Origin of the sequence: Nocardia sp. NPDC047648 (assembly GCF_040642815.1) — a bacterium.
GTDB classification, from domain to species: domain Bacteria; phylum Actinomycetota; class Actinomycetes; order Mycobacteriales; family Mycobacteriaceae; genus Nocardia; species Nocardia gamkensis.
This window is the reverse complement of record NZ_JBEYSX010000009.1, coordinates 53,603-78,289: the sequence shown is the minus strand read 5'-3', so window position 1 is coordinate 78,289 and position 24,687 is coordinate 53,603. Positions and strand designations below refer to the sequence as shown.

Annotated in this window: 24 protein-coding genes; 12 read left to right on the top strand and 12 right to left on the bottom strand. The window is 68.4% G+C overall.

The window, feature by feature from the left end; all coding sequences use genetic code 11:
• Positions 1–294: 294 nt before the first annotated feature.
• The 5 genes from ABZ803_RS20085 to ABZ803_RS20065 are packed head-to-tail and all read right to left on the bottom strand — an operon-like array spanning position 295 to position 5,607.
• A complete protein-coding gene (locus tag ABZ803_RS20085; RefSeq protein WP_357040148.1) occupies positions 295–666 on the bottom strand; it encodes a hypothetical protein in 372 nt (123 codons plus the stop codon).
• The gene (locus ABZ803_RS20080) at positions 663–1,382 is read right to left on the bottom strand and encodes an ABC transporter ATP-binding protein (RefSeq protein ID WP_357040145.1); all 720 of its coding nucleotides are present in this window, start codon (positions 1,380–1,382) and stop codon (positions 663–665) included. The genes ABZ803_RS20085 and ABZ803_RS20080 overlap by 4 nt, the downstream gene beginning before the upstream one ends.
• A gap of 35 nt (positions 1,383–1,417) precedes the next feature.
• Positions 1,418–2,131 (bottom strand): ABC transporter ATP-binding protein, encoded by a 714-nt coding sequence (locus ABZ803_RS20075; RefSeq protein WP_357040142.1) that lies wholly within the window; start codon positions 2,129–2,131, stop codon positions 1,418–1,420.
• Positions 2,109–4,232 carry an ABC transporter permease gene (locus ABZ803_RS20070; protein ID WP_357040139.1) on the bottom strand — a complete coding sequence of 708 codons (2,124 nt, stop codon included), beginning with the start codon at positions 4,230–4,232 and terminating at the stop codon, positions 2,109–2,111. Before ABZ803_RS20070 ends, ABZ803_RS20075 begins: the two co-directional genes overlap by 23 nt.
• A 16-nt stretch (positions 4,233–4,248) precedes the next feature.
• Positions 4,249–5,607 (bottom strand): ABC transporter substrate-binding protein, encoded by a 1,359-nt coding sequence (locus ABZ803_RS20065; protein ID WP_357040713.1) that lies wholly within the window; start codon positions 5,605–5,607, stop codon positions 4,249–4,251.
• 491 nt (positions 5,608–6,098) lie between these two features.
• Between ABZ803_RS20065 and ABZ803_RS20060 the strand changes: the two genes are divergently transcribed.
• The 6 genes from ABZ803_RS20060 to ABZ803_RS20035 all read left to right on the top strand — a co-directional run bounded on the left by ABZ803_RS20060 (position 6,099) and on the right by ABZ803_RS20035 (position 11,237).
• Positions 6,099–7,367, top strand: coding sequence for an aromatic ring-hydroxylating dioxygenase subunit alpha (locus ABZ803_RS20060; protein ID WP_062972012.1), 1,269 nt, complete (start codon positions 6,099–6,101; stop codon positions 7,365–7,367).
• Positions 7,351–7,716 carry a hypothetical protein gene (locus tag ABZ803_RS20055; protein ID WP_051175871.1) on the top strand — a complete coding sequence of 122 codons (366 nt, stop codon included), beginning with the start codon at positions 7,351–7,353 and terminating at the stop codon, positions 7,714–7,716. The genes ABZ803_RS20060 and ABZ803_RS20055 overlap by 17 nt, the downstream gene beginning before the upstream one ends.
• 3 nt (positions 7,717–7,719) lie before the next feature.
• Positions 7,720–8,937: an amidohydrolase family protein gene (locus tag ABZ803_RS20050; RefSeq protein ID WP_357040135.1), complete on the top strand. Its 1,218-nt coding sequence runs from the start codon at positions 7,720–7,722 to the stop codon at positions 8,935–8,937.
• Entirely contained in the window at positions 8,924–9,340 is a 417-nt protein-coding gene (locus ABZ803_RS20045) for a nuclear transport factor 2 family protein (protein ID WP_357040132.1), read from the top strand. Before ABZ803_RS20050 ends, ABZ803_RS20045 begins: the two co-directional genes overlap by 14 nt.
• Complete coding sequence (locus ABZ803_RS20040) at positions 9,337–10,428, top strand: acyl-CoA dehydrogenase family protein (protein ID WP_357040129.1); 1,092 nt, start codon at positions 9,337–9,339, stop codon at positions 10,426–10,428. Before ABZ803_RS20045 ends, ABZ803_RS20040 begins: the two co-directional genes overlap by 4 nt.
• A 65-nt stretch (positions 10,429–10,493) precedes the next feature.
• Positions 10,494–11,237, top strand: coding sequence for an acyl-CoA dehydrogenase family protein (locus ABZ803_RS20035; RefSeq protein WP_357040710.1), 744 nt, complete (start codon positions 10,494–10,496; stop codon positions 11,235–11,237).
• A 69-nt stretch (positions 11,238–11,306) separates the two neighbouring features.
• Here ABZ803_RS20035 and ABZ803_RS20030 read toward each other — a convergent pair whose 3' ends face one another.
• Positions 11,307–11,810 (bottom strand): hypothetical protein, encoded by a 504-nt coding sequence (locus ABZ803_RS20030; RefSeq protein ID WP_357040126.1) that lies wholly within the window; start codon positions 11,808–11,810, stop codon positions 11,307–11,309.
• A gap of 159 nt (positions 11,811–11,969) precedes the next feature.
• Positions 11,970–12,755 (bottom strand): enoyl-CoA hydratase, encoded by a 786-nt coding sequence (locus ABZ803_RS20025; RefSeq protein WP_062972207.1) that lies wholly within the window; start codon positions 12,753–12,755, stop codon positions 11,970–11,972.
• 274 nt (positions 12,756–13,029) lie between these two features.
• Here ABZ803_RS20025 and ABZ803_RS20020 point away from each other — a divergent pair, with 274 nt between their 5' ends.
• Positions 13,030–13,683, top strand: coding sequence for a TetR/AcrR family transcriptional regulator (locus ABZ803_RS20020; protein ID WP_040864010.1), 654 nt, complete (start codon positions 13,030–13,032; stop codon positions 13,681–13,683).
• Between the two features lie 44 nt (positions 13,684–13,727).
• Positions 13,728–14,534: an acyl-CoA thioesterase domain-containing protein gene (locus ABZ803_RS20015; protein WP_357040121.1), complete on the top strand. Its 807-nt coding sequence runs from the start codon at positions 13,728–13,730 to the stop codon at positions 14,532–14,534.
• Between the two features lie 8 nt (positions 14,535–14,542).
• Here the strand turns inward: ABZ803_RS20015 and ABZ803_RS20010 are convergent, their stop codons facing one another.
• Together ABZ803_RS20010 and ABZ803_RS20005 are read right to left on the bottom strand one after the other, a co-directional pair.
• The gene (locus ABZ803_RS20010; RefSeq protein ID WP_357040118.1) at positions 14,543–15,424 is read right to left on the bottom strand and encodes a GTP-binding protein; all 882 of its coding nucleotides are present in this window, start codon (positions 15,422–15,424) and stop codon (positions 14,543–14,545) included.
• A gap of 31 nt (positions 15,425–15,455) precedes the next feature.
• Complete coding sequence (locus tag ABZ803_RS20005; protein ID WP_357040115.1) at positions 15,456–16,601, bottom strand: thiolase family protein; 1,146 nt, start codon at positions 16,599–16,601, stop codon at positions 15,456–15,458.
• A 121-nt stretch (positions 16,602–16,722) separates the two neighbouring features.
• Between ABZ803_RS20005 and ABZ803_RS20000 the strand changes: the two genes are divergently transcribed.
• The 4 genes from ABZ803_RS20000 (at position 16,723) to ABZ803_RS19985 (ending at position 23,292) form a co-directional block, all read left to right on the top strand.
• Positions 16,723–17,487 (top strand): SDR family NAD(P)-dependent oxidoreductase, encoded by a 765-nt coding sequence (locus tag ABZ803_RS20000; protein WP_357040112.1) that lies wholly within the window; start codon positions 16,723–16,725, stop codon positions 17,485–17,487.
• 746 nt (positions 17,488–18,233) lie between these two features.
• Positions 18,234–19,334: a site-specific integrase gene (locus tag ABZ803_RS19995; protein WP_357040109.1), complete on the top strand. Its 1,101-nt coding sequence runs from the start codon at positions 18,234–18,236 to the stop codon at positions 19,332–19,334.
• Entirely contained in the window at positions 19,331–20,704 is a 1,374-nt protein-coding gene (locus tag ABZ803_RS19990) for a hypothetical protein (RefSeq protein ID WP_357040105.1), read from the top strand. The genes ABZ803_RS19995 and ABZ803_RS19990 overlap by 4 nt, the downstream gene beginning before the upstream one ends.
• A gap of 146 nt (positions 20,705–20,850) precedes the next feature.
• Entirely contained in the window at positions 20,851–23,292 is a 2,442-nt protein-coding gene (locus ABZ803_RS19985) for a hypothetical protein (protein WP_357040101.1), read from the top strand.
• A 346-nt stretch (positions 23,293–23,638) separates the two neighbouring features.
• On the opposite strand, the gene ABZ803_RS19980 is transcribed toward ABZ803_RS19985, so the two are convergent.
• From ABZ803_RS19980 to ABZ803_RS19970, 3 genes are all read right to left on the bottom strand, one after another.
• The gene (locus tag ABZ803_RS19980; RefSeq protein ID WP_357040098.1) at positions 23,639–23,947 is read right to left on the bottom strand and encodes a hypothetical protein; all 309 of its coding nucleotides are present in this window, start codon (positions 23,945–23,947) and stop codon (positions 23,639–23,641) included.
• 59 nt (positions 23,948–24,006) lie between these two features.
• Complete coding sequence (locus ABZ803_RS19975) at positions 24,007–24,159, bottom strand: hypothetical protein (protein ID WP_357040095.1); 153 nt, start codon at positions 24,157–24,159, stop codon at positions 24,007–24,009.
• 194 nt (positions 24,160–24,353) lie between these two features.
• Positions 24,354–24,506, bottom strand: coding sequence for a hypothetical protein (locus tag ABZ803_RS19970; protein ID WP_357040092.1), 153 nt, complete (start codon positions 24,504–24,506; stop codon positions 24,354–24,356).
• Positions 24,507–24,687: the final 181 nt, after the last annotated feature.

Sequence of the window (24,687 nt, the reverse complement as noted above, 5' to 3'; positions counted from 1 at the left end):
CGTATCGCGGTCGCTCGCGGCACACGCCGGTGCGGAAGGTCGATCCAGCCCTCCCGCACCGGCGGCACCCGACGGCGACCGCTCGGTACCGCGCGTTCGGCCCTCCGTCTCCCCAGTCGAGGCGGACGACGCGCGAGCCGATCCCCGTCCCCCGGCGCGGCAGTGCACCGAGGCGATTCCCGCGCCCGGCGAGGTTTCACCGGGCACGGCGTGCACCGCCTGCCCTCGCCCCCGGTTGGAGCAGGCGTGTCCGTGATGGCCTGCGGGAGTTCGTTCGATCCCGCGGCCGGTGGCTCAGCGCGGCGCCGAGGCCACCCCGTCGTAGCGAATCTCCGCGCCGAGCACCCGATTACCGAGTTCGTCGAGGTCGTAGGACTGGCGCGCCAGCCAGAAGCGCAGGAAATTGGTCAGCGAATAGCGCAGGAACAGCGCCGAACCCACCACGCTCGCCGCCACCCCGCCCAGGGCGAGGGTGATGGCGTCGCGCTGCGCCAGTGCGTCGGTCGTGCCGTGCGACATGAAATACGCCAGCACCGCCACCGCCACACCGACCACCATGAGGGTGACGCCGGTGCGCAGCCACAGCCCGGAGCGGCCTGCCGCCGGATCGGGGATCTTCAAGTCCTGCAGTTCGCGGACGAAACGCTCCGCGCGAGATTCGGTCATGTGGAACTTCCTAGGTAGAGGGCTGCCAATTCGTTGCGGATTCCGCTGTCGGGGTGTCCCTGCCGCACCACCCGCCCGCGCACCAAGACGGCCGCGTGATCGGCGATATCCAGCACGGCGGCGGCGAACTGCTCGACCACCAGCACCGCGACACCTTGGCGGGCGATCTCGGCGACCTCGTCGTAGAGCCTGCCGACCACCAGTGGGGCCAGGCCCATGGACAGTTCGTCGAGCAGCAGCACGGCGGGATCGGTCGCCAGCCCACGCGCCAGCGCCAGCATCTGCTGTTCGCCGCCGGACATGGTTCCCGCGATCTGGCCGGCGCGTTTGCCGAGGATCGGGAACCGGCTGAAGGCGATCTCCTCGATCTCCTCCCTCGACCGCCCGGTGAAGGTCATCATCAGCAGGTTGTCGCGCACGGTGAGATTCGGGAACACCCCGCGTCCCTCGGGGATCAGGCAGACGCCCGCGCGGGCCAGGTCGCGCGGGTCCGCTCCGGTGACGTCGCGCCCGCCGAGCGTCAGCCGTCCGGAGGCGACCGGGTGGATGCCCGCGATCACCTTCAGCGCGGTGGTCTTGCCCGCGCCGTTGGGCCCCAGCAGTGCCACCACCTGCCCGGCCGCGACCTCCAGGTGCACGCCGTGCAGCACGGTGATGGCGTCGTAGGCGGCGCGCACCTCGCGCAGGCCGAGGAGTTCGGCGGGGCCGGAAGACATTGTGGCCGTCGCTGGTTCGGTTGCACTCTGCACGCTCATACGTCTCCCAGATAGGCCGCGAGCACGGTGTGGTCGGCGCGGATCACCGCGGGTGGCCCGGAGGCGATCACCTTGCCGAGATCGAGCACGAACACCTCGTCGCAGACGTTCATCACCAAGCCCATGTCGTGTTCGACGAGCAGCACCGCGGTGCCGTCGTCGGCCAGCGACCGCAGCAGTTCGCCGAATCGCTCGGTCTCGGTGTGGTCCTGGCCCGCGGCAGGCTCGTCGAGCAGGATCAGGCTGGGCCGCGCCGCGATGGCCCGGCCCACTTCCACCAGGCGGCCGGTGCCGGTCGGCAGCTCGTCGGCGCAGGCGTCGGCGAGTTCGTGCAGGCCGAGCCGGTCGATGATCTCGGTGACGATCCGGGCGGCGTGCCTGCGCTGCGGGCCGAGTTCGGCCGCGACCAGCAGGTTGTCGCGCACACTCAGCCTGCCGAACAACTCGAGCCGCTGGAAGGTGCGAGCCAGGCCGTGCCGGGCGCGGCGGGACGGGCCGAGCCGGGTGACGTCGGCGCCGTCGATCGCCACCCGTCCCCGGGTCGGTTTGCGCAGCCCGCAGATCACATCGAACAACGTGCTCTTGCCCGCGCCGTTGGGGCCGATCAGTCCGGTCACCGCGCCGCGTTCGGCGCGCAGTCCGGCGCCGTCGAGCGCGCGGTTGCCGCCGAAGACGACGGTGACATCGTCAACTTCCAGTAGCGACGGCACGATCGAGCACCTCCTCGTCGTCGGATGTCCACGGGCGCCGCACGCCCCACCACTCCACCGGGACCTGCGCCGGGTCCGGCGCGGGCCGCGCCCGCACTCCGCGCCAGACGCGCGCCGCCACCACGGCGACCACCACACCGAAGGTGAAGCCCCACCCGTCGACGACGTCGATCAGACGCAGTCCCCACAGTCCCAGCACCAGCAGCGCGAGCAGTGGGGCGACGATCCGGTCGCGCAGCATCGGCAACCATTCCTCGCGCATCGAGGCGATCGCCCCGTCCTTCAGCACGCCGCCACCGAAGGCGATGCCGCCGAGTGCGGGCAGCACCTGCGCCAGATTCTGTAGCCCCGGCCACAGCACAGGGAGCACGTTCAGCGGGCCTGCGAAGACCGCGCCGGTGAACAGGCCCGCACCGACCGCACCGAGACCGGCGATGGTGACGATGAGGAAGATCGGCAGTCCGGCCACCAGATTGAACTGTTCGGGCGCGACGGCCCGAACCTGCATGCCGTACAGCGCGCCGCCCAGTCCGGCGATGGCCGCCGACAGCGCGAAGACCAGCACGCGCGCCGCCAGCAGGCTGCCACCGAGGGTCGCGTAGGCGGCCTCGCTGTCGCGCAAGGCGATCAGGCGACGCCCGAATCGGCTGCGCCGCAACAGCGCCACCGCCAGGCCCGCCACCGCCAGGCACACCGCGGCGAAGACGGTCACCTCGGCGGTGGTGTCCAGTTCCAAGCCGAACAGATCCGGCCCGACCAGCGACACGGAGCCCTGGTCGAACAGCGCGATCCGCACGCCGAGGATCTCGAAGGAGGGCAGCGTGAAGATCCAGCGATCCAGAATGACGGCGAAAGCCGCCGTCGCCAGGGCCAGGTACACCCCGGACAGCCGCAGCGCGGGCACCGCGACCACGGCCCCGACCACGCCGGCGATACCCATCGCGGCGGGCAGCGCCCACCACTGGCCCTCCGGTCCCAGATGCGCGTAGGCCACCGCGCCCACACCGGCCAGGCTGAGCTGGCACAGCGAGATCTGGCCAGCGAAACCCAGCAGCGGCACGTACGACAGCGCGATCACGCCCCATGCGAACATCGCACCGTAGGTGATCAGGTCGGATTCGGTGAGCATGGTCGCCAGCATCAATCCGGCCACGACCACCACCGCGGCGAACGCCAGCGAACCGTTGATCGATGGCGATGGCACCGGGCTGAGCTTGCGGTCGCGACCGCGCAACCTGCCGTGCGGGAACATCAGCAGCGCCACGAACAACAGCAGCGCGGGGGCGGCCAGCCGCAGGCCGGGCAGGTATTCGTTCTGCGGCAGGTACCCGGTGAGGTAGCTCTCCAGCAGGCCGACCACCACCGCGCCCGCGAACGTCATCGGCAGATTGCGCAGCCGCCCGAAGATGGCCGCGGTGTAGGCGCTGACGATCAGCAGCGACAGCTGTGCGGCATCCAGCGCCACGGTCGGCGCGATGAGGATGCCGCCGATCGCGGCCAGCTCGATGCCCAGCATCCAGGCGATCCGGTTGGCCCGCCGGGGATCAGCGCCGGTCAGGCCCACCAGCGCGCGATCGTCCACGGTGGCCCGCATCTCCGCGCCGATCCTGGTGCGGTACAGCAGGATGCGCAGCGCGGCGGCGACCGCGACGGCGACGGCCATGGTCAGCGCCTGATGCCAGGTGATGATGACCGGGCCGAGGTCGATCGACGGCTTGTCGGCGAAGAACCTGGTCAGCGACCGCGACTCGTTGGGGTTCCAGATCCAGCGCGCCAGCACGATGAGCCCGCTGAGCAAGGCGATCGTCATCACGAGTTTCTCGGCGTCACCGAGCCCCTGCGTCGGCGCCAGCGCCTTGCCGAACAGCAAGCCGAACAGCGGCGCGAAGACCAGCAGCACCGCGACGATCGCCATCGGCGCGGGCCAGCCCCAGCCGACGGTGAGCTGCCAGTAGACGAACGCCGAGATCATCCCCGCTGCGCCGTGCGCGAAGTTGAACACGCCGGTCGTGGTGTAGGTGAGCACCAGACCGCTGCCGATCACGGCGTAGATCGCCGCGGTGCTGAGGCCGACGATCCCGAAGGCGATGAACTGCTCCATCAGCGCGAACGCTCCGTCACTTCAGGTCGCTTCGGCTCTTGCCGACATCGGCGAGGGTCAGCGGCTTGCCGAAATCCCGGGTGTACTTGTACGGGGTGAAGCCGCAGCGGAATACGCCGGTGTTCGGCTTGAAATCCGCGGTCTTCCAGCCGTCGGGCGTGGCCTGCTGAACGTTGAAGCACCGGGTCTGCTCGGCCAGCGGCCGGGACAGATCGACCGGCGCCTGCAAGCCGCCGCCGGTCCAGGCGGTCTCCTTGCTCGCGGTGTCGTACACGCACGCGCGGGTGAGGTTGTCGCCGCAGGCCGTCGCCGCTTTGGCGAACAGCAACCACGATTGGAAGGCGCGCAGCACCTGGAAGGTGATCGCGCTGTTAGGCGCGTACTGCTCGAACAGGTCTTTCAGCTGCTGTACCGCGGGCACCTGCGCGGCCGCGTCCAGCGGTGCGGTCCCGCTCAGATCGGCGTAGTTGTTCTGGGTGGCCAGGGAGCTCTTCGTGACGTCGAGGAACGACTGGTTGTAGGAGTTGGCGTTGGCGTCGATCCAGTCCAGCTTGTAGTTCATGCTGGTGAGCACGTCCTGCAATTTGGCCAGGTAGCGGAACTCCCCGAAGAAGATCAGGCCCTTGACGTTGTTGGCCTTGATCGCCTGCGCGTATGGGGTCCAGTCCGAAACGCCCGCGAGCGGGTAGAGGTCGTTGTAGACGATCTTCGCGCCGTTCGCGGTCAGTGATTCGGTGAGCTTCTCGCCCATGACCTTGGTGATCGGCGAGTCGCCGTTGATCATCCCGACCGCACCGGCCGAATTCGGGTAGGCCTCCTTGATCAGCCAGTCCTGGAAACCGGTGTACGGGTTGACCGCTTCGGAGGCCGAGGAGCCGCCGCCCAGTTGCAAGTCGGACCCGGTGTTCGCGGTCTGGGTCACCTGGGCGGGGAACTCCGGCAGCAGGCACGACAGCCGGTCCTTGACGCCGAGCCCGTCCAGCGCGGCGCTTCCGCCGACGAGGACGAAGTCCTCCCGGCAAGCCTCCAGCATGCGCTGGCGCACCTCCATGAGCTTGGTGTCGCGCAGGTTGGTCACCAGCTTGCGCCCGTTGATGCCACCGGCGGCGTTGCACCAGGAGGTGAACACCTTCGCCGCGTCGACCAGGTCGGGATTCTTCGTGAAACCGATGTCGGAGAAGACTCCGACCTCGATCTCGCTCGCCGTTACGCCCTGCGCCGACGCGCTTTTCGCGTTTCCGGGCTGACAGACGCTGGTCAGGTCGCCGAAGTTGCCGGAGGCGGCCCGGCCCGGACCCTCATCGGTTCCGCGTCCACCGCTCTCGCGGCCGCAGCCGGCCACCAAGAGCGCGACCGCCATCGCGGCAACGACCATTCGCTGCGGTTTCACCGTAGTTCCTCCTCCGTGGGCTGCTCGGCATCCGATCGGTCCGGGCCGTCGCCGCCGGCATCTCGCCCCTTGCTCGTCGATGAGCAGCACGTGCCCCGGGGGCACACTCGCTGTCAGGGAAACTATCTTCTCAGATTCGGATAATCAATATCTGCTCTTTGGAGAGCGTGGTCGTCAACCACGCGATCGGACGCCCAGGCACCGGCCGACCCCACTTCGGAAGAGCTGACGCGATCAGCGTTGACAGTGGCGCGACCGCATGGAAATCTAATAGTTGATTTTGAGAATGCTATTCTCATTTCGGACGAACGGAGGCGCATGCCATCCGGAACGGCTGACGAAAGGCCGGTGCCGACCCGTCATGCGGGGCGCGCCCGGTGACAGCCGAGGAACCCCGTCGCCGCTCGGCCGGCACGGCCCACCGGGCACGGCATTCGACACCTCCGGCGCATCGCCGGACCACGAAAGGTAATCCCTTGGCACACTTCACCAAACCCGCTGCCGGGAGCTGGACGCAGAACTATCCCGAGCTGGGTACCGAGCCGGTGGACTACACCGACTCCATCGACCCCGCCTTCTACGAGGACGAGCGTCAGGCGATCTTCCGCAAGAACTGGCTCAACGTGGGCCGGATCAACCGGCTGCCCCGGATCGGCAGCTACTTCACCAAGGAACTGGCCTGCGTCGGCACCTCTCTGATCATCGTCAAGGACAACGACGGCGCGGTGCGGGCGTTCCACAACATCTGCCGCCATCGCGGGAACAAGCTCGTCTGGGACGACTACCCCGGCGAGGAAACCGCGGGCACTTGCCGCCAGTTCACCTGCAAGTACCACGCGTGGCGCTACAGCCTCAAAGGCGAGCTGACCTTCGTCCAGCAGGAGAAGGAGTTCTTCGACCTGGACAAGGACAAGTTCGGCCTGAAGCCGGTGCGCTGCGAGGTGTGGGAGGGCTTCATCTTCGTCAACCTCGACGACAACGCCAAGCCGCTCACCGAATACCTGGGCCCGCTGGCCAAGGGTCTCGAGGGGTACCCGTTCGACCGGATGACCGAGGTCTTCAGCTACCGGGCCGAGATCGGCAGCAACTGGAAGCTGTTCATCGACGCGTTCGCCGAGTTCTATCACGCACCCGTGCTGCACCAGAAGCAAGCGGTCAAGGACGAAGCCGACAAGCTCTACGGCGTCGGTTACGAAGCGTTGCACTACGAGATAGCGGCTCCGCACTCGATGATCTCGTCCTGGGGCGGGATGGCACCGCCGAAGGACCCGACGATGGTCAAGCCGATCGAGCGCGAATTGCGCAGCGGCCTGTTCGGCCCGTGGGACCGCCCCGACATCGAGGGCCTGGAGCCGCTGCCGCAGGGCATCAACCCGGCCAAGCATCGCGCCTGGGGCGTCGACGAATTCGAGTTCTTCCCGAATTTCTCCCTGCTGTTCTGGGCGCCGGGCTGGTACCTGACCTACCACTACTGGCCGACCGCGGTGGACCGGCACATCTTCGAGGCGAGCCTGTATTTCGTGCCCGCCACGAATGCCAGGGAGCGGCTGGCCCAGGAACTGGCCGCGGTCACCTTCAAGGAATACGCGCTACAGGACGCGAACACCCTGGAGGCCACCCAGACCATGATCGCCACCCGTGAGGTCACCGAGTTCCCGCTCAACGACCAGGAGATCCTGCTCCGCCACCTGCACAAGACCGCTCAGAAGATCGTCGAGGAGTACCGCGATGGCCGCGCCCACTGACCAGCCCACCGACCGGGCGCACACCGCGCCGCTGCCCGCCGAGTTCGCCGACCTGGCACCGTTCTCGGACTGGATCCTGGCCACCGAGCCGGAACGCTACGCCAAACGGCTGGCATCCTCCATGGACGAGATGCAGCGGTTGTACGACACCGTCTTCCCGCGCCTGCAGCCCGCCATGGATTACATCGACAAGTACGACTGGAACGACCTGCCCGACGAGGTTCGCAACCTGTTCCACCTGTTGCAGTCGCTGGTGATGGTGTCGTTCCCGATCGAAGTGTGGAAGCAGCCGCGAGTGCCGGATTCCGGTGCCGCGTACCTGGATATCGTCCGCGAGCCGGTGGTCTGAGCCGTGGCGGCGCTGACCTTGAAGGCCGCCGGTCTGCTCGACCTCGACACCGGGGCGATCGTCCGGCCCGGCATCCTGCGGATCGAGGACGACCGGATCGCCGGTGTCGGCGGCGCCGTCACGGGCGAGGTCGTCGATCTCGGTGACCTCGTCCTGCTGCCGGGTCTGATGGACATGGAGGTCAACCTCCTCATGGGCGGGCGCGGGGAGACCGGTCTGGCCTCCAGCGTCAAGGACGATCCGGCACTGCGCGTGCTGCGCGCGGTGGGCAATGCGCGCCGGACGCTGCGCGCCGGTTTCACGACCGTCCGCAATCTCGGGCTGTTCGTGAAGACCGGCGGCTACCTGCTGGACGTGGCGCTGGGCAAGGCGATCGACGCGGGCTGGATCGAAGGCCCGCGCATCGTGCCCGCCGGGCACGCGATCACGCCCACAGGGGGCCATCTCGACCCGACCATGTTCTCCGCCTTCGCTCCCGACGTACTGAAACTCACCCTCGAGGAGGGCATCGCCAACGGCGTGGACGAGGTGCGCAAGGCGGTGCGATACCAGATCAAGCACGGCGCGCAGCTGATCAAGATCTGTGTCTCCGGCGGGGTCATGTCGCTCACCGGAGCGCCTGGGGCGCAACATTATTCGGACGAGGAGCTGCGCGCGATCGTCGACGAGGCGCACCGGCGCGGTCTCAAGGTGGCCGCGCACACGCACGGCGCGGACGCGGTGAAGCACGCGGTGCACGCGGGCATCGACTGCATCGAGCACGGCTTCCTCATCGATGACGAGGCGATCGACCTGATGGTGGCGCACGGCACCTGGCTGGTGCCGACCACCCGGCTGGCCGACGCCATGGACGTCTCGAAAGCCGACCCCGCGCTCCAGGCGAAGGCGGCCGAGATGTTTCCCAAGGCCCGCACCTCCGTGCTGGCCGCTTACAAGGCGGGCGTGAAGATCGCGGTGGGCACCGACGCGCCCGCGATTCCGCACGGCCGCAATGCCGACGAGCTCGTGGCGCTGGTGGAGCGCGGATTACCGCCGCTGGACGTGCTGCGGGCCGCCACGGTGGCCTCGGCCGAGCTGGTCGGCGTGCAGGACCGCGGCCGGCTGGCGGAGGGGTTGCTGGCCGACGTGATCGGCGTTCCCGGCGACCCGGTGCGCGACATCACCGTCACCCGGGACGTTCGCTTCGTGATGAAAGGCGGAAGAATCCATGTCCAGAAGTGACGACTTGCTGGAGATCCAGCAGGTGCTGGCCCGGTACGCGGTGACCATCACCAAGGGGGACATCGAGGGCCTGCTCGCGGTCTTCACGCCGGACGGCAGCTACAGCGCCTTCGGCGACACCTACACCCTGGATCTGTTCCCGGAACTGGTCGCCGCCGCGCCGAAAGGCCTGTTCCTCACCGGCATACCGGCTCTCGACATCGACGGCGACACCGCCACCGGCACCCAGCCGCTGTGCTTCGTCGAGCACAGCACGCACGACATGCGCATCGGGTACTACACCGACACCCTCGTGCGCACCACGGACGGATGGCGGCTGCGGACGCGCGCGATGACGTTCATCCGCCGCAGCGGCGAGCACGACTCGGGGATCCCGCACGCCTTCGAGCGTTCCAAAGCATGAGAGATGTCGCCACGTTCCGGTCGGACCTGCGCGCCTGGCTGGATGACAACGACCTCACCCCCGCCAACGCCCACTCGCTCGACGGCCAGGTCGAACAGCTGCTGCGGGTGCGACGCGCCTTGTACGACGCGGATTGGATGCGCTACGGCTGGCCCGCCGCCGTGCACGGTCTCGGGGGGCCCGCCGCGCTGCGCGCGGTGCTCGGTGAGGAGGTCGCCTCGCGCGACTTGGCCGAGCCCGGCATCTATTCGATGATCGAAGTGCTCGCTCCGACGGTGATCTCCTACGCGCGAGCCGAATTGGCCGCCGCGATGGTGCCGCTGCTGCTGTCCGGCCGCGAGCAGTGGTGCCAGGGATTCTCCGAGCCCGGATCGGGCAGCGACCTGGCCTCGCTGACCACGAAGGCGACGCCGCGGGGTGCGGACTGGGTGGTCAGCGGCCAGAAGGTGTGGACCAGTCTGGCCCAGTACGCCGCTCGCTGCGTACTGCTCACCCGCACCGGGCCCGGCCACGACGGCATCACCGCCTTCTTCGTGGACATGGACTCCCCCGGCATCACCGTCCGCCCGTTGCGCACCATGCACGGCGTGGACGAGTTCGCCGAGGTCTTCTTCGACGACGTGACGGTGCCGGGCGACCGGATGCTGGGCAAGCCCGGCGACGGCTGGCGAGTGGCGATGGATCTGCTGCCCTACGAGCGCTCGACCTGTTTCTGGCACCGGATCGCCTATCTGTTCACCCGGCTGGACCGGGTGCTCGAACAGTCCACGATCGCCGACGACGCCGAACTCGGCGCCGCGTACCTGGCGCTGCACACGGTGCGATGCCGCTCGCACGCGACGCAGCGGCGCCTGGCGGCCGGCGCCCGGCTGGGCGCGGAGACGTCGGTCGACAAGGTGCTGCTGGCCACCGCCGAGCAGCGGCTGTTCGACACCGCGCGCGATCTGCTGCCCGGTGCGGTGGAACTCACCGACTCGCCGTGGCGCACCGAGTTCCTCTACTCCCGTGCGGCGACGATCTACGGCGGCACCGCCGAGATCCAGCGCAACATCATCGCCCGCCGCCTGCTGGACCTGGGAAAGGAGTGACGGTGGCCGAATCCGGCTTCGACCGGGCCGAACTCGCCCTGCTCACCGAAACGCTGCGCAAGACCATGGCGGCCGCCACCGGGCCGGAACTCGACGCGGCGCTGATCGCACTGGGCTGGCCCGACCTGCTCGCCGAGCGGCCCGAACTCGCTGTCCCCCTGGTCTTTCGCCTGCTCGGCGAGACCGGCGCGCACGCCGCGGTCCTCGACGACGTCGTCCGGCACGCCGCCGGACACGCGGATACCGGTCCGGTTCCCCTGCCGTTCGCGGGCGAGGCCTGGGTGGTGTGGGACCGCGACGGCGAGCCCGGCGCAGTCGTCGACGAGGAGCTGCCGCTGCGCACCGTGGCGACCGGAACCGAGCTACCCTCGCAGGCCGTCGCGGCCGGTCGGCGCGCACTCGGGTGGTGGCTGCTGGGCACCGGCCGAGCGATGTTGACGCTGGCCCGCGGGCATGCGCTGGAACGCACCCAGTTCGGACGCCCGCTCGCCTCGTTCCAGGCGGTCCGGCACCGGCTCGCGGAAACCCTCGTCGCGCTCGAGGGCGCCGAGGCCGCACTGGACACCGCCGAGGGCGAACTCGGGGCACTGCTGGGCAAGGCCGCAGCGGGCCAGGCCGCGCTCACCGCCGCCCGGCACTGTCAGCAGGTGCTCGGCGGCATCGGATTCACCGACGAGCACGACTTGCACCGGCACGTCCGCCGCACCTTGGTCTTGGACGGACTGCTCGGCAGCACACGGGAACTCATCCGCGAGGCGGGCGCGCAGATTCGCATCGCGGGTCGTGCTCCTCGGATGGCGCAGTTGTAGCAGGCACGCGGGGAAAGGCCCGGCACCGGAATCGACTCCGGTGCCGGGCTTTTCGGTGCGCAGCGGCGATCAGCAAGCCGGCGACGTACCGCCCTGGAGGGTCATCAACGCGCAGAACGTGGCCGTGGCGACCTTCCACTGGCCGCCGTCCTTGACCGCCTGCCCGGTCTGGTTCGGCAGCACCGGATTGCCGCCCATCAACAGCGTGTAGGTGACATCGGCGTTGTTCGCGTCCACGAGCTTCACCGCCGAGACCGTCACCGACGTGCCCTGGGACTGCGGGTTGGCCGCCTGCGTCTGGAGGATCGGCAGGAAGACATCGCCCTTCTGTACCAGCGCGGCCTTCTGGTCCGGCGGGGTCGAAGGGCTGAAGAAGCCGGTGTACACGTCGGTGATCGCCTTGGTGGTCGCCGCGTCGGCCTGGGCGGGCGCCGCACTGGTCACCGCGGCGGCCGACGTGCTGGACGCGGTGCCGGTCGATTCGTCGTCGTCGCCGCAGCCGGTCAACGCCGCGGCAGCGACGACGGCCAGGCCACAACATGCCACGGCCTTGCGAAGGATGGAATCGCGCATGGAAATCCTCGTTTTCGGAAAAGGGAACAGCGAGGGCGCCGGGCGCGTAAGCGCCCGATCGCCGGTGGATCGCACGGACACGGTGTCCCTTTCGAGGCGGCAAGGGCCGTGCGAATACTGCCGGAACGCACCGGCAGACGATGGAGCCGGAGCACCGGCTTACTGCATGTTGGCCTTCATGTCGTCCAGCCGGACCAGGATCGGGAATCCGTTGACGCTCAGCGCGTTACCGTGACCGGTCTGGTGCACGTCGAACACGGATTGGATCGCGGCGTAGAAGCCCTGCACGTCCAGTGTCTGGTTGACCGCGCGCTTGGCCTGACGCAGCCCGAACGGGGGCATCGTCGCGATCTGGGCGGCCAGTTCCCTGGTCTGCTGGTCGAGCTCGGCGCGCGGCACCACCTTGTTCACCATGCCGACCTGCCGCGCCTCCTCGGCGGTCACGGGTCGGCCGGTGAACAGGATCTCCTTCGCCTTACGCGCGCCGAGTTCCCAGGTGTGGCCGTGGTATTCGACGCCGCCGATACCCATGAGCACCACCGGGTCGGAGAACAGCGCGTCGTCGGCGGCCACGATGAGATCGCACGGCCAGCACAGCAGCAGGCCACCCGCGATGCACCGGCCCTGCACCGCCGCGATGGACGGTTTCGGAACGTTGCGCCAGCGCAGCGAGTACTCCAGGTAGCGGCGCGACTCCAGCCCGTAGATGCGGTCGAGGGTGATCTTGCTCGGGTCCGGCCACGATTTGTCCTTCAGATCGTGGCCCGCCGAGAAGTGCTTGCCCTCCCCGCGCAGCACGATGACCGCGACGTCGTCGTCCTCCGCGGCGCGTACCCAGGCGGCGTCGAGCTGGTCGAGCAGTTCGCCGTTCTGCGCGTTGGCCGCCTCGGGCCGGTCCAGGGTGATGGTGGCGATCCGGTCGGCGACCTCATAGCGAATGTACAAAACGAGCTCCTCGAGTCCGGGAAGGCCGGGCGCGTGCCCGGTCACGACGGCGCGCCGGAATGCGGCCGGGCCGGCCGGAGCGGCGTCCGACGATCATCACGGCCTGCCTCCTTCCCGCGCCGATGCCTGAATGGCTGCGAGAATAGCATTCTCTATACCGGAAAGGATAGTCTCGCCAGGAGGTCGGACACGGTGACCCAGGAACCCGATGACACACCGTTCTCCGGTACAGTGCATTCATGTTCTCTTCATATGACCGAGGACCGAGGCGCCCGTGACCAGCCCGAGCGAGAAACCGGCCTGGAAGCAGCGCGCCGTCGAGCGCTCCCTCCGCACCGCCAAGCTGCGCGCCGAGGAGCGCGTGCAACGGTTCCTGGACGCCGCCCAGGCGATCATCACCGAGAAGGGCAGCACGGACTTCACGGTGCAGGAGGTCGTCGACCGCTCCCGGCAATCGCTGCGCAGCTTCTACCTGCAGTTCGACGGCAAACACGAGCTGCTGCTCGCGCTGTTCGAGGATGCCCTGAGCCGCACCTCCGAGCAGCTGCGCGCCGCCGCGGACGGCCAGACCGACCCGCTGGACAAGCTCCAGGTGGCCGTCGAGCTGTTGTTCGAGCTGTGCAGGCCGGACCCCTCCGCGCAGCGGCCGCTGTTCACCGATTTCGCGCCGCAGCTCCTGATTTCGCATCCCGACCACGTGAAGGTCGCGCACGCGCCGATGCTGGCCCTGTTCACCGAACTGATGGATCTGGCCAAGGACGCCGGGCAGCTGCGACCGGAGGTCAACTCCCGCCGGACCGCGGCGATGGTGATGCAGACCGTCATGTTCACCGCGCAGTCCGCAGGAGCCTCCGACGACGAGACGCAGCATCCGATCACCGCGTCCGAAGTATGGAACTTCTGCGCGCACGGTTTCGCTCGCGGTTGAGAACACTATTCTCCTGAGGGAGAATTTGACTTACACTCGGGCTCATGCCCGATCTGTGGAGTGATCTCGTCTCCTGCCTCGACTTGTCCGCGACACCCTCCGGCGATGATGTGTTCGAGGGCCGCAATTTGCGGTTGCCCTACAGCCGGGTGTTCGGCGGCCAATTGCTCGGCCAGTTCGTCCGGGCGGCCACCGCGGGCATCCCGGACAAGTCGATCAAGTCTCTGCACACGGTGTTCGCGCGCGAGGGCCGCACCGACGAGCCGATCCGCTACCGGGTGCACCGCCACCACGCGGGCCGCTCCTTCGCCACGCTGTCGTTGGTCGCCGAGCAGTCCGCCGGCGTCGTGGCGACCGCCTCGGTCTCCCTGCACGCGGAGGAACAGGGCCCGCACCGGCAGTCCGTCGCGGCGCCGCCGGAGCTGCTGTCCGCCGAGCACAAGGTGGAGTGGGACCTGCTGCCCTGGGAGACTCGCGCGAGCGTGGACCTCGACGATCTCGGCGCCGCCCCACCGGAATTCGAGTTCTGGATGCGCACCCCGCAAGTCGATCCGGCGCTGGCGCACGCGCTGACCGCCTACGCGACCGACCTCACGCTCATCGGCACCGCGCTGCTGCCGATGGACGGATACGCCCAGGGCGGCAACGGCGCCGCGTTCGTCTCCGCCGTCACCTCGCACACCCTCTGGTTCCATCGGCCTTTCCGCACCGACGAATGGCTGCTGCTGCGCCAGCACAGCCCGCTGCTCGCGCAGGCTCGCGCCTACGGCCGCGGCGACATCCTCACCGAAGACGGCACGCTGGTGGCCTCCTACGCCCAAGAAGCCATGGTGCGCATCCCCCAGACCTGACGACGGCGTCACCGCGGCGCGGGCAGCAACAGTTCGGCCGCACGGTAGGCGTCGCATTCGCCCGCCGCGACGGCGGCGGCCAGCCGGTCCAGCTCGGCATGTGCGCGCAACCGCGTCTGCGCCAGTGAGAGGATCTGCGCGCGGGCCCGCGCCGTGCGCCGCGCCGGGCTGTCGGCGCGATGGTGCGCCTCGATCGCCGCGGCCAATTCGGCGACCCGCTCGCCGCGCGCGGCGACCAAGGTGAGGATCGGCACGTCGGATTCGGCCCGCAGATCACGCACGGTCTGTTCGGCGCCCTCGCGGTCCGCCTTGTTCACCACCAGCAGGTCGGCCACCTCCAGCAGGCCCGCCTTCGCGGCTTGGACAGCGTCGCCCGCACCGGGATTCAGGATCACCAGCGTGGGATCCGCGACCGCGGCGATCTCGATCTCCGACTGCCCCACCCCCACCGTCTCCAGCAGCACGACGTCGTAACGCAGCGCGGCGAGCAGCCGGATGGCGGCCGGAACCGCGGCGGCCAGCCCGCCCAGGTGTCCGCGCGTGGCCAGCGACCGGATCACCACACCGGGGTCGTCGATGTGCTGCGCCATGCGGATCCGGTCCCCCAGCAGCGCTCCCCCGCTGTACGGCGAGGACGGGTCGACCGCAAGGACCGCGACCCGCAGCCCCCGCGCGCGGTAGACGCCGGCCAGCGCGGCGATCGTCGTCGACTTGCCCGCTCCTGGCGGGCCGGTCACGCCGATCACCCGGACCGCGCGCGGCTGAAGCGCGGCTTGCACCTCCTCGCGGCGGTCCCCTTCGACCAGGCTCAGCAACCGGCCCGTCGCCCGCGCCGACCCGGCGCGCGCCAGGGCAAGCAACTCGGCGACGGTCGCCGATGCCAGGCTCACGCCCATCCCGCCGCGCCGCTGTGCGATGCGGTCACGGAGCGGGCACCTCGATGACCGTGGCCGCGCCCATGCCACCGCCCGCGCACATCGCCGCGATGCCCAAACCGCCCCCGCGACGGCGCAATTCGTGGACCAGCGTGACGATCATGCGCGCTCCCGACGCGGCCACCGGGTGCCCGAGCGAGCAGCCGCTCCCACTGACATTCACCTTGTCCGGATCCAGGTCGAGTGCGCGGATCGCCGCGATCGGGACCGAGGCGAAGGCCTCGTTGATCTCGATCAGCGCGACCGCCGACAGCGAGATCCCCGCCCGGTACACCGCTTTGGTGATCGCCTCGATCGGAGCGAGGCCGGTATCGGCGGGATCGACGCCCACCGACGACCAGGCGCGGATGTAGCCCAGTGCGGGCAGGCCCAGCCGGTCGCTGGCGATGCCCAGCGCGGCGGCGCCGTCGTTCGCGCCGGACGCGTTGCCCGCGGTGATCGAGAAGCCCTCGATCTCCGGATGCAGCACTTTGAGCGAGGCCAGTTTCTCCGGGCTGGTGTCGCGCCGGGGATGCTCGTCGGTGTCGAACAGGCCGTGCGGGGTCTCGATGGGCACGATCTCCTCTTTGAACCGGCCCTCGTCGATGGCGGCGATCGCGTTGCGGTGCGAGCGCAGGGCCCAGGCGTCCATCTCGGCACGGGAGATGCCCGCCTTCACCGCCGCGTTCCAGCCCACGGTGATGGACATGTCCAGCGCGGGGGCGTCCGGGCGGTCCGGGTGACTCGGCGATACCCACGGATCGATCCACTCGTCCGCGCCGACCCTGAACCGCGCTTTGGGAGCGGTGGACTCGGAATTCACCCCGCCCGCGATCACGAGCTCGTCCATGCCGGAGCGAATCCCGGCCGCCGCGGTCTGCACCGCGGACATTCCCGCCGCGCAATGCCGGTTCTGGGCCAGGCCCGGAACCCTGGTCAGCCCCGTGGTCACGGCCGCGTGCCGGGCCAGCACGCCGCCGCCGTAACGGCCCTCACCCAGGACGACGTCATCGATCCGGGCCGGGTCGAGCCCCTCGGCGATCGCGCCGACCACGTGGTGAGCCAGATCGAACGCGTTGGTGTCGCGCAGCGTTCCCTTCCGTGCGGTACCGATGGGCGTCCGCAGCGCGGACACGATGACGGCTTCGGGCATTGGGTGCCTCCATTCCGGGCGACGCGATTGCGGCGCGGCGACTCTTCGGTGCTCGTGCCGACAGTCATGAGAATATTATTTTCTCAATACGAGAGTACGACTTGCAAGATAGGATTACGACATGCAGATCAGTGGAAGCTCCGCGCTCGTCGTCGGCGGGACCGGAGGGCTGGGCGAGGCGACCGTGCGGCGCCTGCACGCCGCGGGGGCGAAGGTCGTGGTCGCCGACGTCGCCGACGACAAGGGCAAACAGCTCGAGAACGAGCTCGGAATCCGCTACGTGCACACCGACGCCACCGACGAGGACTCCGTGCTCGCCGCCATCGCGGAGGCGCAATCGCTCGGGCCGCTGCGCATCTCGGTGGACACCCACGGCGGTCCCGCGAAAGGCGGCCGCCTGATCGGCAAGGACGGCGCGCCGCTGCCCCTCGACGGTTTCCGCACCACCATCGAGTTCTATCTGACCGCCGTGTTCAACGTGCTGCGTCTCACCGCGGCCGCGATCGCGAAGAACGACCCGCAGGAGGAGGGCGGGCGCGGCGTCATCGTGAACACCGCCTCGATCGCCGCGTTCGAGGGGCAGGTCGGTCAGCTTCCCTACGCCGCGGCCAAGGGCGGCGTGGTCGGGATGACCCTGGTGGCCGCTCGCGACCTCTCGCCGGTGGGCATCCGCGTGGTGACCATCGCCCCTGGCACCGTGAACACGCCCGCCTACGGCAAGGCCACCGACCAATTGGAGGCGTACTGGGGGCCGCAGGTGCCGTTCCCCAAGCGTATGGGCCGTTCGGAGGAGTACGCCAAGCTGGCGACGGCCATCATCGAGAACGACTATCTCAACGGCGAAGTCATCCGGCTCGACGGCGCTTTGCGGTTCCCGCCGAAATAACCGCCGCCGCGCAGGGCGAGTCCGAACTGCCTCGGCCGCCCGCTTCGCGGCATCGCCGCCCGGAGTCGTCGATGCGACACGTGACGGCCCGCTGCGCCGGGGAACGATTTCGCTGGTTCTACACTGACCCGGGTCGGTGAATGACGTTCTAAGCTGGATTTGGACACCTTTCCGTAGCGAACTCGCAACCTGGCAGGCGCTCTACAACAGATCTGACATCCCGAACCCAGGGCTGTTCTCATTCAGACCACGGCCCACTGGTTGGGGGTGGTCGGAGTGAGCCACCTCTTGCCGCCGATCTTGCCTGGCGGAAGTCGGCCTCTTGCCGCAGCCCCTGCACTCAGCGGCCCTCGCAGTGATCGGCCGCTGACGACGCTGTATCGGCGTCCGTCTCGGCATGAGCCGCAGTGGCTTTGCAGTGTTCGCCGGGTAGACGCGAAAGGCAGGGTTATCGAGAAGGCACTACTTCCTGCTCTCGGTTGGCGTCCCGGCGTGCAGCTGGGGTACACGCTGGAGGACAACGTCGTTGTCGTCGGTCGATTCGGGAGTCCCGAACTGTGGATCACTGCCGCTGGTGACCTCAGGCTGCCAGCGCGATTCCGACGCAAGTCTGGGATACAGACGTCCGAGCGAATCCTCCTCGCGGCAGACCCCGCTCAAGGGTTCCTTCTTCTTTTCGGCTCTCACGCTGTCGATGTGATGATCACACGGCAGCGGCGACCAACACCTCCCTCGGGGGGCGACCGATGACGCACTCACCGCCGAGCACCGACGTGCAGACCGCCCAATTGCTCCTCGAGCGGCTGGGTGTAAGCCTCGAAGACCTTATCGCTGCCCGGTCGACGCGCACGATACCGACCTTTGCCGAGTACGTACCGGTCGTCTATTCGGCTATGCCACCAGGCCGCACGCGCGTCTGCTACATGACCTACTGGAAGAAGCTCGTCGAGGTGTGGCCTGATCGCCGGCTCGATGAGCCGACCATCACCGAATTCAAACAGCTCATCGTGGGGTTCCAGGCTCAGCGTTATGTCCGTCGCACAGACCGCGGTGGGTACGCCCTGGCGAACATGACGATAAGCGCCCTCCGCTGCCTTTACCGTCATGCGGTCGATGACAACCTGATCCGCCCCACAGACAATCCTGTAACGAGATTGGTCAAGCCCAAGAGGCGCTCGTCGAGTCGTGGAGCGATTCCGACTGACCGTCTTGCGGAAATCAACCGTGTCGCAACGAACGGCAAAGACCCTGAACTTGCGACACTTATTTTACGAATGTGCACAGAAACCGCGTGTCGACGGGGCGGCATCTTGGCCTTGCGGCGGCAAGATTTGGATTCTGAACAGTGCCTGGTTCTGCTGCGTGAGAAAGGTAACACCCAGCGCTGGCAGCCTGTGTCACCAACTCTTATGCGGGCGTTGGTAAGCCATCACGAGTCCCGCGCCCATTTGCGAAGTGACAAGAAGCGGCCTGCACATAACGGTAAGCCGATCCCCTTGGAAGCTGATGAAAGGCTGTTCCGCTACAAGAACGGTAATCCGATCACCACAATGACGTTCGACATCATGTGGCGACGGATCGGGAAGCAGCTGCCATGGGTCAAACAGCAAGGAATCACGTGTCACTGGCTGCGTCATACGACATTGACATGGGTTGAACGCAATTTCGGACACGCTGTCGCCAAGGCATATGCCGGACACGCCGACAACGACAGCAATGGTGCCACCTCGATCTACACCCGTGCGACCCGCGAAGAGGTGGCCTATGCCCTGTCGATGTTGACCAGAGAGCCGCACCCGCTGGTCCCGAATCTCCTACCCGCGTCTACGGAGGACTTACCGAGATGAATCTCATTGGGAATCGAACGGATCCGACTCTCAGATCAGCGGCCGTGCCGACGTGGATGAGCCGGCGCGGTTCATGGCTGCTGCGCCCGCGCGACTGGCGCGCTGATGCTTTGGATCCGGATGAGCTTGCGCGCCGCCTCGCGGCGGCGAAGGCGTGTCTGCCTTCTCTGCAAGATCCGGCGCTGTACGACGCGATCGACGAAGGTGAACTGGCGGCCGAGCAAAGACTGCATCGATGGACTCGGGCGCGGCACCGGCGCGACCGTCAGAGCGAGATTCGCCGAGAGCGCGCATCAAAGAATCGCTCGCGGCGCACCACGGAGCGGATCCGGGCCAGCGAGCAGCGGGAGCTGCGGTGGCATGCGCGTGCACGAGCCGAGCGCCGTCGTGCCACCAGCCCGGATGCGTTGGAGGGCATGCTGCACCGTCGCGCGACCTGGTCGTCGTTGCGGCTGCGGGCGGTCATCGTGATCGGTCTGGTGTGGTCGGCGGTGAACGTAGGACGCAACCTCGCGCCCGAGGGCGGACTGATAGGCGCATCGTGGTGGCTGTTGTGGCTGCTGTCGTTCGGCATCGAGGCGATGATCTCGGTGCCGATCCTGGAAGTGATGGCACAGGCAGCCACCGCCGCGCGGCTGGGAGTCACGGTCGAACGCCGCAAGATCCTGCTGTTCGAGGCCTGCCTGTTGACCGCAACGGTCGGTCTCAACAGTGGGCCTCATCTCGCGGCAGGAGACCTCGGCCGCGCCGCCGAGTATGCGGTCGCGCCAGTGATGGTGGTTGTCCTGATGTGGTTGCACGCCTGGCTGGCTGCACGCTACGCACGGCTCATCAACATGGTCAGCCCAACCGGCACCCCCGACGATACGTCCGACACGACAGATCGTGCGGTCGACGGCGGTCATGGCGCCGATCAGACCATTCGTCCGCTGCATGTGGACAACCACCCCGCCCCGGTCATGGCACAGACCACCGCACCGCCTGCACATGCGACCGGCCTCGTGGCGCCGACCACCGAACCGTCCGCAGGTTCAGGCGAACCGCCGCATCAACACCAGCCGCTGCCGCAGCAACAGGTGGAGATGCCGCAGCGGGTGCTGATCGATGTGTCAGAGCCTGATCAATGCCGTCGCATCGCCCAAGAGCTGGTGCGTGGCAGGTTGACTCAGAAGCCAGAAGCGGAGATCGAGGAGCTCCTGCGGCTTGCTGAGCGGGGGGTGAACGCCAACGCGATCGCCACCGAGCTGAGTCAGGTCACGGGCGTCAAGTGGACCCGTTCGACGGTCGATCGCATCGTGGGGCGCGCCGAGTCGATGGGCTTCCGAATCGGATCCAGGCAGGGGGTGGGGCCCGCGGTCACCTCCGCCTGAAACGACGACCGGAGTGCGCGGGTTAGCCGCACGCTAAGCCGCGCACCCCGCGCGCTCGTGAGCCTCAGCTCACTACAACTCCAGATATGACGAAGGCCCCCAGCTGCAACTGAGGGCACTTCTGAACCACAACCCGAAGGTTGCTCATGAAAGGCACCTCCGAGGGTAGCGCACGCCCCGTCGCGGCATCAAACGCCGCCAACGGCACAGGGACCATCCCCTACCGGCCACCCGCGCAGCTACCCCGAAGAAACGAAATCACCTCCGCGCCGACGGCTGTCGATGAGGGCGTTGCCGCGCACGAAGCGTTCGCTCGGCTCGCACCATTACTGGCTGCGCGCCGCTCGATGCGCCTGTGGAACCCGAGCCTGGACGGCTACAACGATCGTGCGCGAACACTGACCCGGAAACTGCCCGACCAACCCGCCGCGGTGCCGATCTATCGCGACGGCCGAACCCGACTGCTGGCGTTGGATTTCGACAGCACCCGCGACAGCACCGCTGCGGTCGACCGTGATGTCGAGCGCTGCCTGGGATGGATTCGCGAAGCTGGCGGTCGCGCGATCACCGACCACTCCACCAGCGGCGGCCGCCACATCCTCATCCCGCTGCCCCTCGGTGACACCCTCGACCTCGCCCAAGCCGAATCCCTTGTGCGCGCACTGGCCGCGCGGCTGCCCAGCCTGGACATCACACCGATGCTCAACCCCGCCACCGGCTGCATCACTCCACCCGGATCGCGTTGCAAACAAGGCGGATACCGCCGCCTCGACGGCAGCCTCGACAACGCCGCCGAAACCCTTACCATCCGCTCCGCGCCCGGCTTCGTCGCCCGACTGCACCACCTACTGGCCGGAACCGAGCACGACGCGTACACCGCGCGCGCGGCGTGCGCGACACCGCGCGCATTGTGCGCAGACGGCCGAACCGCGCGCGACATGCAGCTGTGGGAGGGTGAAGGCGAGCGTGCGCGGTTGCGCGCGAAATACCGCCGCCGCAGCCCGCTTTCCGCCACCGTCGAGGCCTTCGCGCGCGACGGCGCTGCGCCCACTGATGGCCGCTGGACGACGCGCGCGGGTCGGCTGGATCGCTCCGCGGCACGCCAATCCGTGCTCGCCGCCGCGGTCGTGCGCGGCTACTCCTACCTCGACGTGCGCGCGGAACTACCCGCTGCCGGGGGTGGCTGGCGCGGGTTCGCTGACGCCTACCGCCGCTACGGCCGCGGCGCCCAGGCCGCGATGTACCGCGACTGGATCTCCGCCTGCCGGTGGGCCGAACAGACCGTCCCCGAATTCCTGCCCGCGGCGCACAAGACAAAAGACACAGGGGGGCTACCAGGGGGGCCTGGGCTGGGATTGGCGGCGCACCTGCAGAAGCGGTGGCTGGCGGCGGCGGCGTCGTGGGTGCACGCGCAGTGGCCCCGGTCCCCGCGGCGATGGACCGTGCTGGCGGTATTGCAAGCTTTGGCGTGGGCCTCCGCGGTCGGAGGGCAGCTCGCGCGAGGTGTGCCCGTCGTGGAGTTCGGTGGCCGGTCCCTGTCCCTGGCCGCGGGCGACCTGCCCGAATCCACCGTGTGGGGTGTCCTACGGGAACTACGCGAATTACCCGGCGCACCGATCTTCCGCATCCGCCCAGGCCAAGGACTGCTCGCCGACCGCTACGCCTTGGTCACACCACACCACGGCGTCCGCCCGATTCGCCCCGCAGAAGCCCAAACCCGGCGCACAAGGGTGGAACCCGTCCATCCCGCATGGTCGGTCCTCGGTCTGCACTGCCGAGGACTGTATGAACTCGTCACCCGCGATGGGCTCACCATTCCAACCGATGTGTTCGCCGCGACCTGCATCAGCTCCAGCGCCGGATACAACGCCTTGGCCGCCCTCACCACCGCAGGACTGCTCACCCATACCCACGGGCGCCTGCAACCTGGAACGACCAGCCTCGACGACGTCGCGCACGCCCACGGCCTCCACCACCGGCGCATCGAACACCTCACCCGCCACCACCAAGACCGCGCCGCCTGGAAGCAATGGCTCAACCAGCACACCGCACCCAGCCGTTCTCACGGTCGACTCCGCTCTGCGCCCCAGCGGCCGCGGCCGACCGGCGCAGCAATCGCACCCCACCGAGCCGATACAGCAAAACACCAGAACACCTGCCCAGCCCCTGCGGCCAGGACGCGCCGAAAGGGCAACGCACGCAGGGCCGAAGACCCGCCCCGTGGCACCAACCCCCATGCCGCCACGGTTGCGCTCACCGCACTGGGCAGATCCGCGCGCGGCGTGCGCGCCGCGCGCAGGACCGGCGACCACGAGCACCGCCGATGGCCTGATCCGTCCGTACAGGGCCCGCGATCGTCGACCGGGACCGTCGGCGAAGCCGCACAAACGACGTCCGACGCCACCCACCCGCGCGCCGATGTCGAGATCTACGTGGAGTCCTCCGATGCACCGATCGCCGGTGGCCGCTGGCTGATCGAAGCAGACTCGATCGTCATCTACGAGCGCCCCACCGGCGTAAAGGTGGCTTCCACAGTTCCGGCCGCCCTCCTTCGGAACTCACCGTCGTGGACACGCGTTGCATCATAGCGTTTGTAGTGGGTGATCGGAGAAAATTGAGCCCTATCTAAACCGAAGAGTAGAGAGTGATTACGGTGCAGGAACGAAACGTGCAGCCGCCGCGTCGACGCGGCGGCACGTCGGCTATCGCGCCCGCACCATGCCCGCTGCTCGCCGCGTCGGCCCGGCCCGGCTCGGCTCGGGTCGGGTCGGGTCGGGTTGACAAGCGTCACGGATGGTCGGATTGCTGCATCGAGAACGTAGCCGAGCGCGCCGACCTCAGTCTCAACGGCCCGGTCGAAGTCGTAGATCGCAGACAGATACAGCGGCTGACAGGAATTCAGCTCTACCCACCCCACCGCAGCCTTGCTCGCGCTCATCCTCGCACGGCCCAGTCCAGCCGCCGCAGCGTCCAGCCGCAGAGGTCTGCCTGCCGCAGGAATCCCGGATCGATGACATGGTCCGGGTCGACGACATAGGTCCACTCGCCGGTCAGGGCCGTGACGTGCACGAGACGCCGGTCGCCGTCGCGCGACACCGCGTAGGGGGCCGGTGCCTCGGGCGTATGTGCCGGTAGCGCGTCCAGCCACCGGTCGGTGCAGACCGCGACCGGCCCGCCCGGGGCGCCGGGCAGTCTCGCTGCCGACGCGACCGCCGCCCGCGCCCCATCGACATGCGCGAGCATAGGTCCGCGTCGGTCGCGGACCCACTGCGCCAGTAGGCTATCCAGATCGGGTGGGGTGCTCACCGCCGCACCCCGTCGACGACGCGAGCGACTTCCCGGCAGCCCGCCTCGTGCCGCCGGTCCGCCAAGTCCTGGTCACCGAAGATTCCCCCGGTGGGCGCGGCTTGGATCTCGTTCAGCGCCACCATGTTGTCCACGTCCACTCGTCGCATAGTTGGAGTCTCCCGCTCTCTACCCCTGCCTACCGCAGATCTATGTGCGAGTCTGCGTGCCGCGGTGATGGTTACGCAGGTCTCGCCGACGCCAATACGGCTCTCGCCAAGATGCATCCTCACCAGCGCAGCACAAACGCCGAGAAGGTGCCGACGCCCACGGACACGCACCTCGCTGGTGAGATCGGATCCGTTCACCGGGACCGCTCTCCGAAAGGTCCAGCGACGTACTGGCGGGAGCGCTTGATGTCGAACACCTCGTAGACCGCTTTCCTCGTCAGGTCGGCGTCGCGACCATTGAACGAGTCGGCGATGCCCAGAACCAGCGGTGACGCAAGGATCTGCACCTTGGGTTTGGATCCGATATGGGCGCGGAGTTCTTCGGAAGCCCGGCGGCGCCGACGAGCACGCCAGATACCGTTGACGAGGCCGGGCTCTTCGTTCCAGAGAGCGTCGAGACTACGAACACCACACTGCTCCCGGCAGCCAGCGACGCCGCCGTTGCGGCGAGCCGGAGAGTCGAGCAGG

What these genes read in the sequence shown, in the direction of transcription:
- ABZ803_RS20085 (WP_357040148.1), bottom strand. Translation starts at nt 666, where the DNA reads ATGACCGAATCTCGCGCGGAGCGTTTCGTCCGCGAACTGCAGGACTTG.
- ABZ803_RS20080 (WP_357040145.1), bottom strand. Translation starts at nt 1,382, where the DNA reads ATGTCTTCCGGCCCCGCCGAACTCCTCGGCCTGCGCGAGGTGCGCGCC.
- ABZ803_RS20070 (WP_357040139.1), bottom strand. Translation starts at nt 4,232, where the DNA reads ATGGAGCAGTTCATCGCCTTCGGGATCGTCGGCCTCAGCACCGCGGCG.
- ABZ803_RS20065 (WP_357040713.1), bottom strand. Translation starts at nt 5,607, where the DNA reads ATGGTCGTTGCCGCGATGGCGGTCGCGCTCTTGGTGGCCGGCTGCGGC.
- ABZ803_RS20055 (WP_051175871.1), top strand. Translation starts at nt 7,351, where the DNA reads ATGGCCGCGCCCACTGACCAGCCCACCGACCGGGCGCACACCGCGCCG.
- ABZ803_RS20045 (WP_357040132.1), top strand. Translation starts at nt 8,924, where the DNA reads ATGTCCAGAAGTGACGACTTGCTGGAGATCCAGCAGGTGCTGGCCCGG.
- ABZ803_RS20040 (WP_357040129.1), top strand. Translation starts at nt 9,337, where the DNA reads ATGAGAGATGTCGCCACGTTCCGGTCGGACCTGCGCGCCTGGCTGGAT.
- ABZ803_RS20035 (WP_357040710.1), top strand. Translation starts at nt 10,494, where the DNA reads ATGGCGGCCGCCACCGGGCCGGAACTCGACGCGGCGCTGATCGCACTG.
- ABZ803_RS20030 (WP_357040126.1), bottom strand. Translation starts at nt 11,810, where the DNA reads ATGCGCGATTCCATCCTTCGCAAGGCCGTGGCATGTTGTGGCCTGGCC.
- ABZ803_RS20015 (WP_357040121.1), top strand. Translation starts at nt 13,728, where the DNA reads ATGCCCGATCTGTGGAGTGATCTCGTCTCCTGCCTCGACTTGTCCGCG.
- ABZ803_RS20005 (WP_357040115.1), bottom strand. Translation starts at nt 16,601, where the DNA reads ATGCCCGAAGCCGTCATCGTGTCCGCGCTGCGGACGCCCATCGGTACC.
- ABZ803_RS20000 (WP_357040112.1), top strand. Translation starts at nt 16,723, where the DNA reads ATGCAGATCAGTGGAAGCTCCGCGCTCGTCGTCGGCGGGACCGGAGGG.
- ABZ803_RS19995 (WP_357040109.1), top strand. Translation starts at nt 18,234, where the DNA reads ATGACGCACTCACCGCCGAGCACCGACGTGCAGACCGCCCAATTGCTC.
- ABZ803_RS19990 (WP_357040105.1), top strand. Translation starts at nt 19,331, where the DNA reads ATGAATCTCATTGGGAATCGAACGGATCCGACTCTCAGATCAGCGGCC.
- ABZ803_RS19985 (WP_357040101.1), top strand. Translation starts at nt 20,851, where the DNA reads ATGAAAGGCACCTCCGAGGGTAGCGCACGCCCCGTCGCGGCATCAAAC.
- ABZ803_RS19980 (WP_357040098.1), bottom strand. Translation starts at nt 23,947, where the DNA reads ATGCTCGCGCATGTCGATGGGGCGCGGGCGGCGGTCGCGTCGGCAGCG.
- ABZ803_RS19975 (WP_357040095.1), bottom strand. Translation starts at nt 24,159, where the DNA reads ATGCGACGAGTGGACGTGGACAACATGGTGGCGCTGAACGAGATCCAA.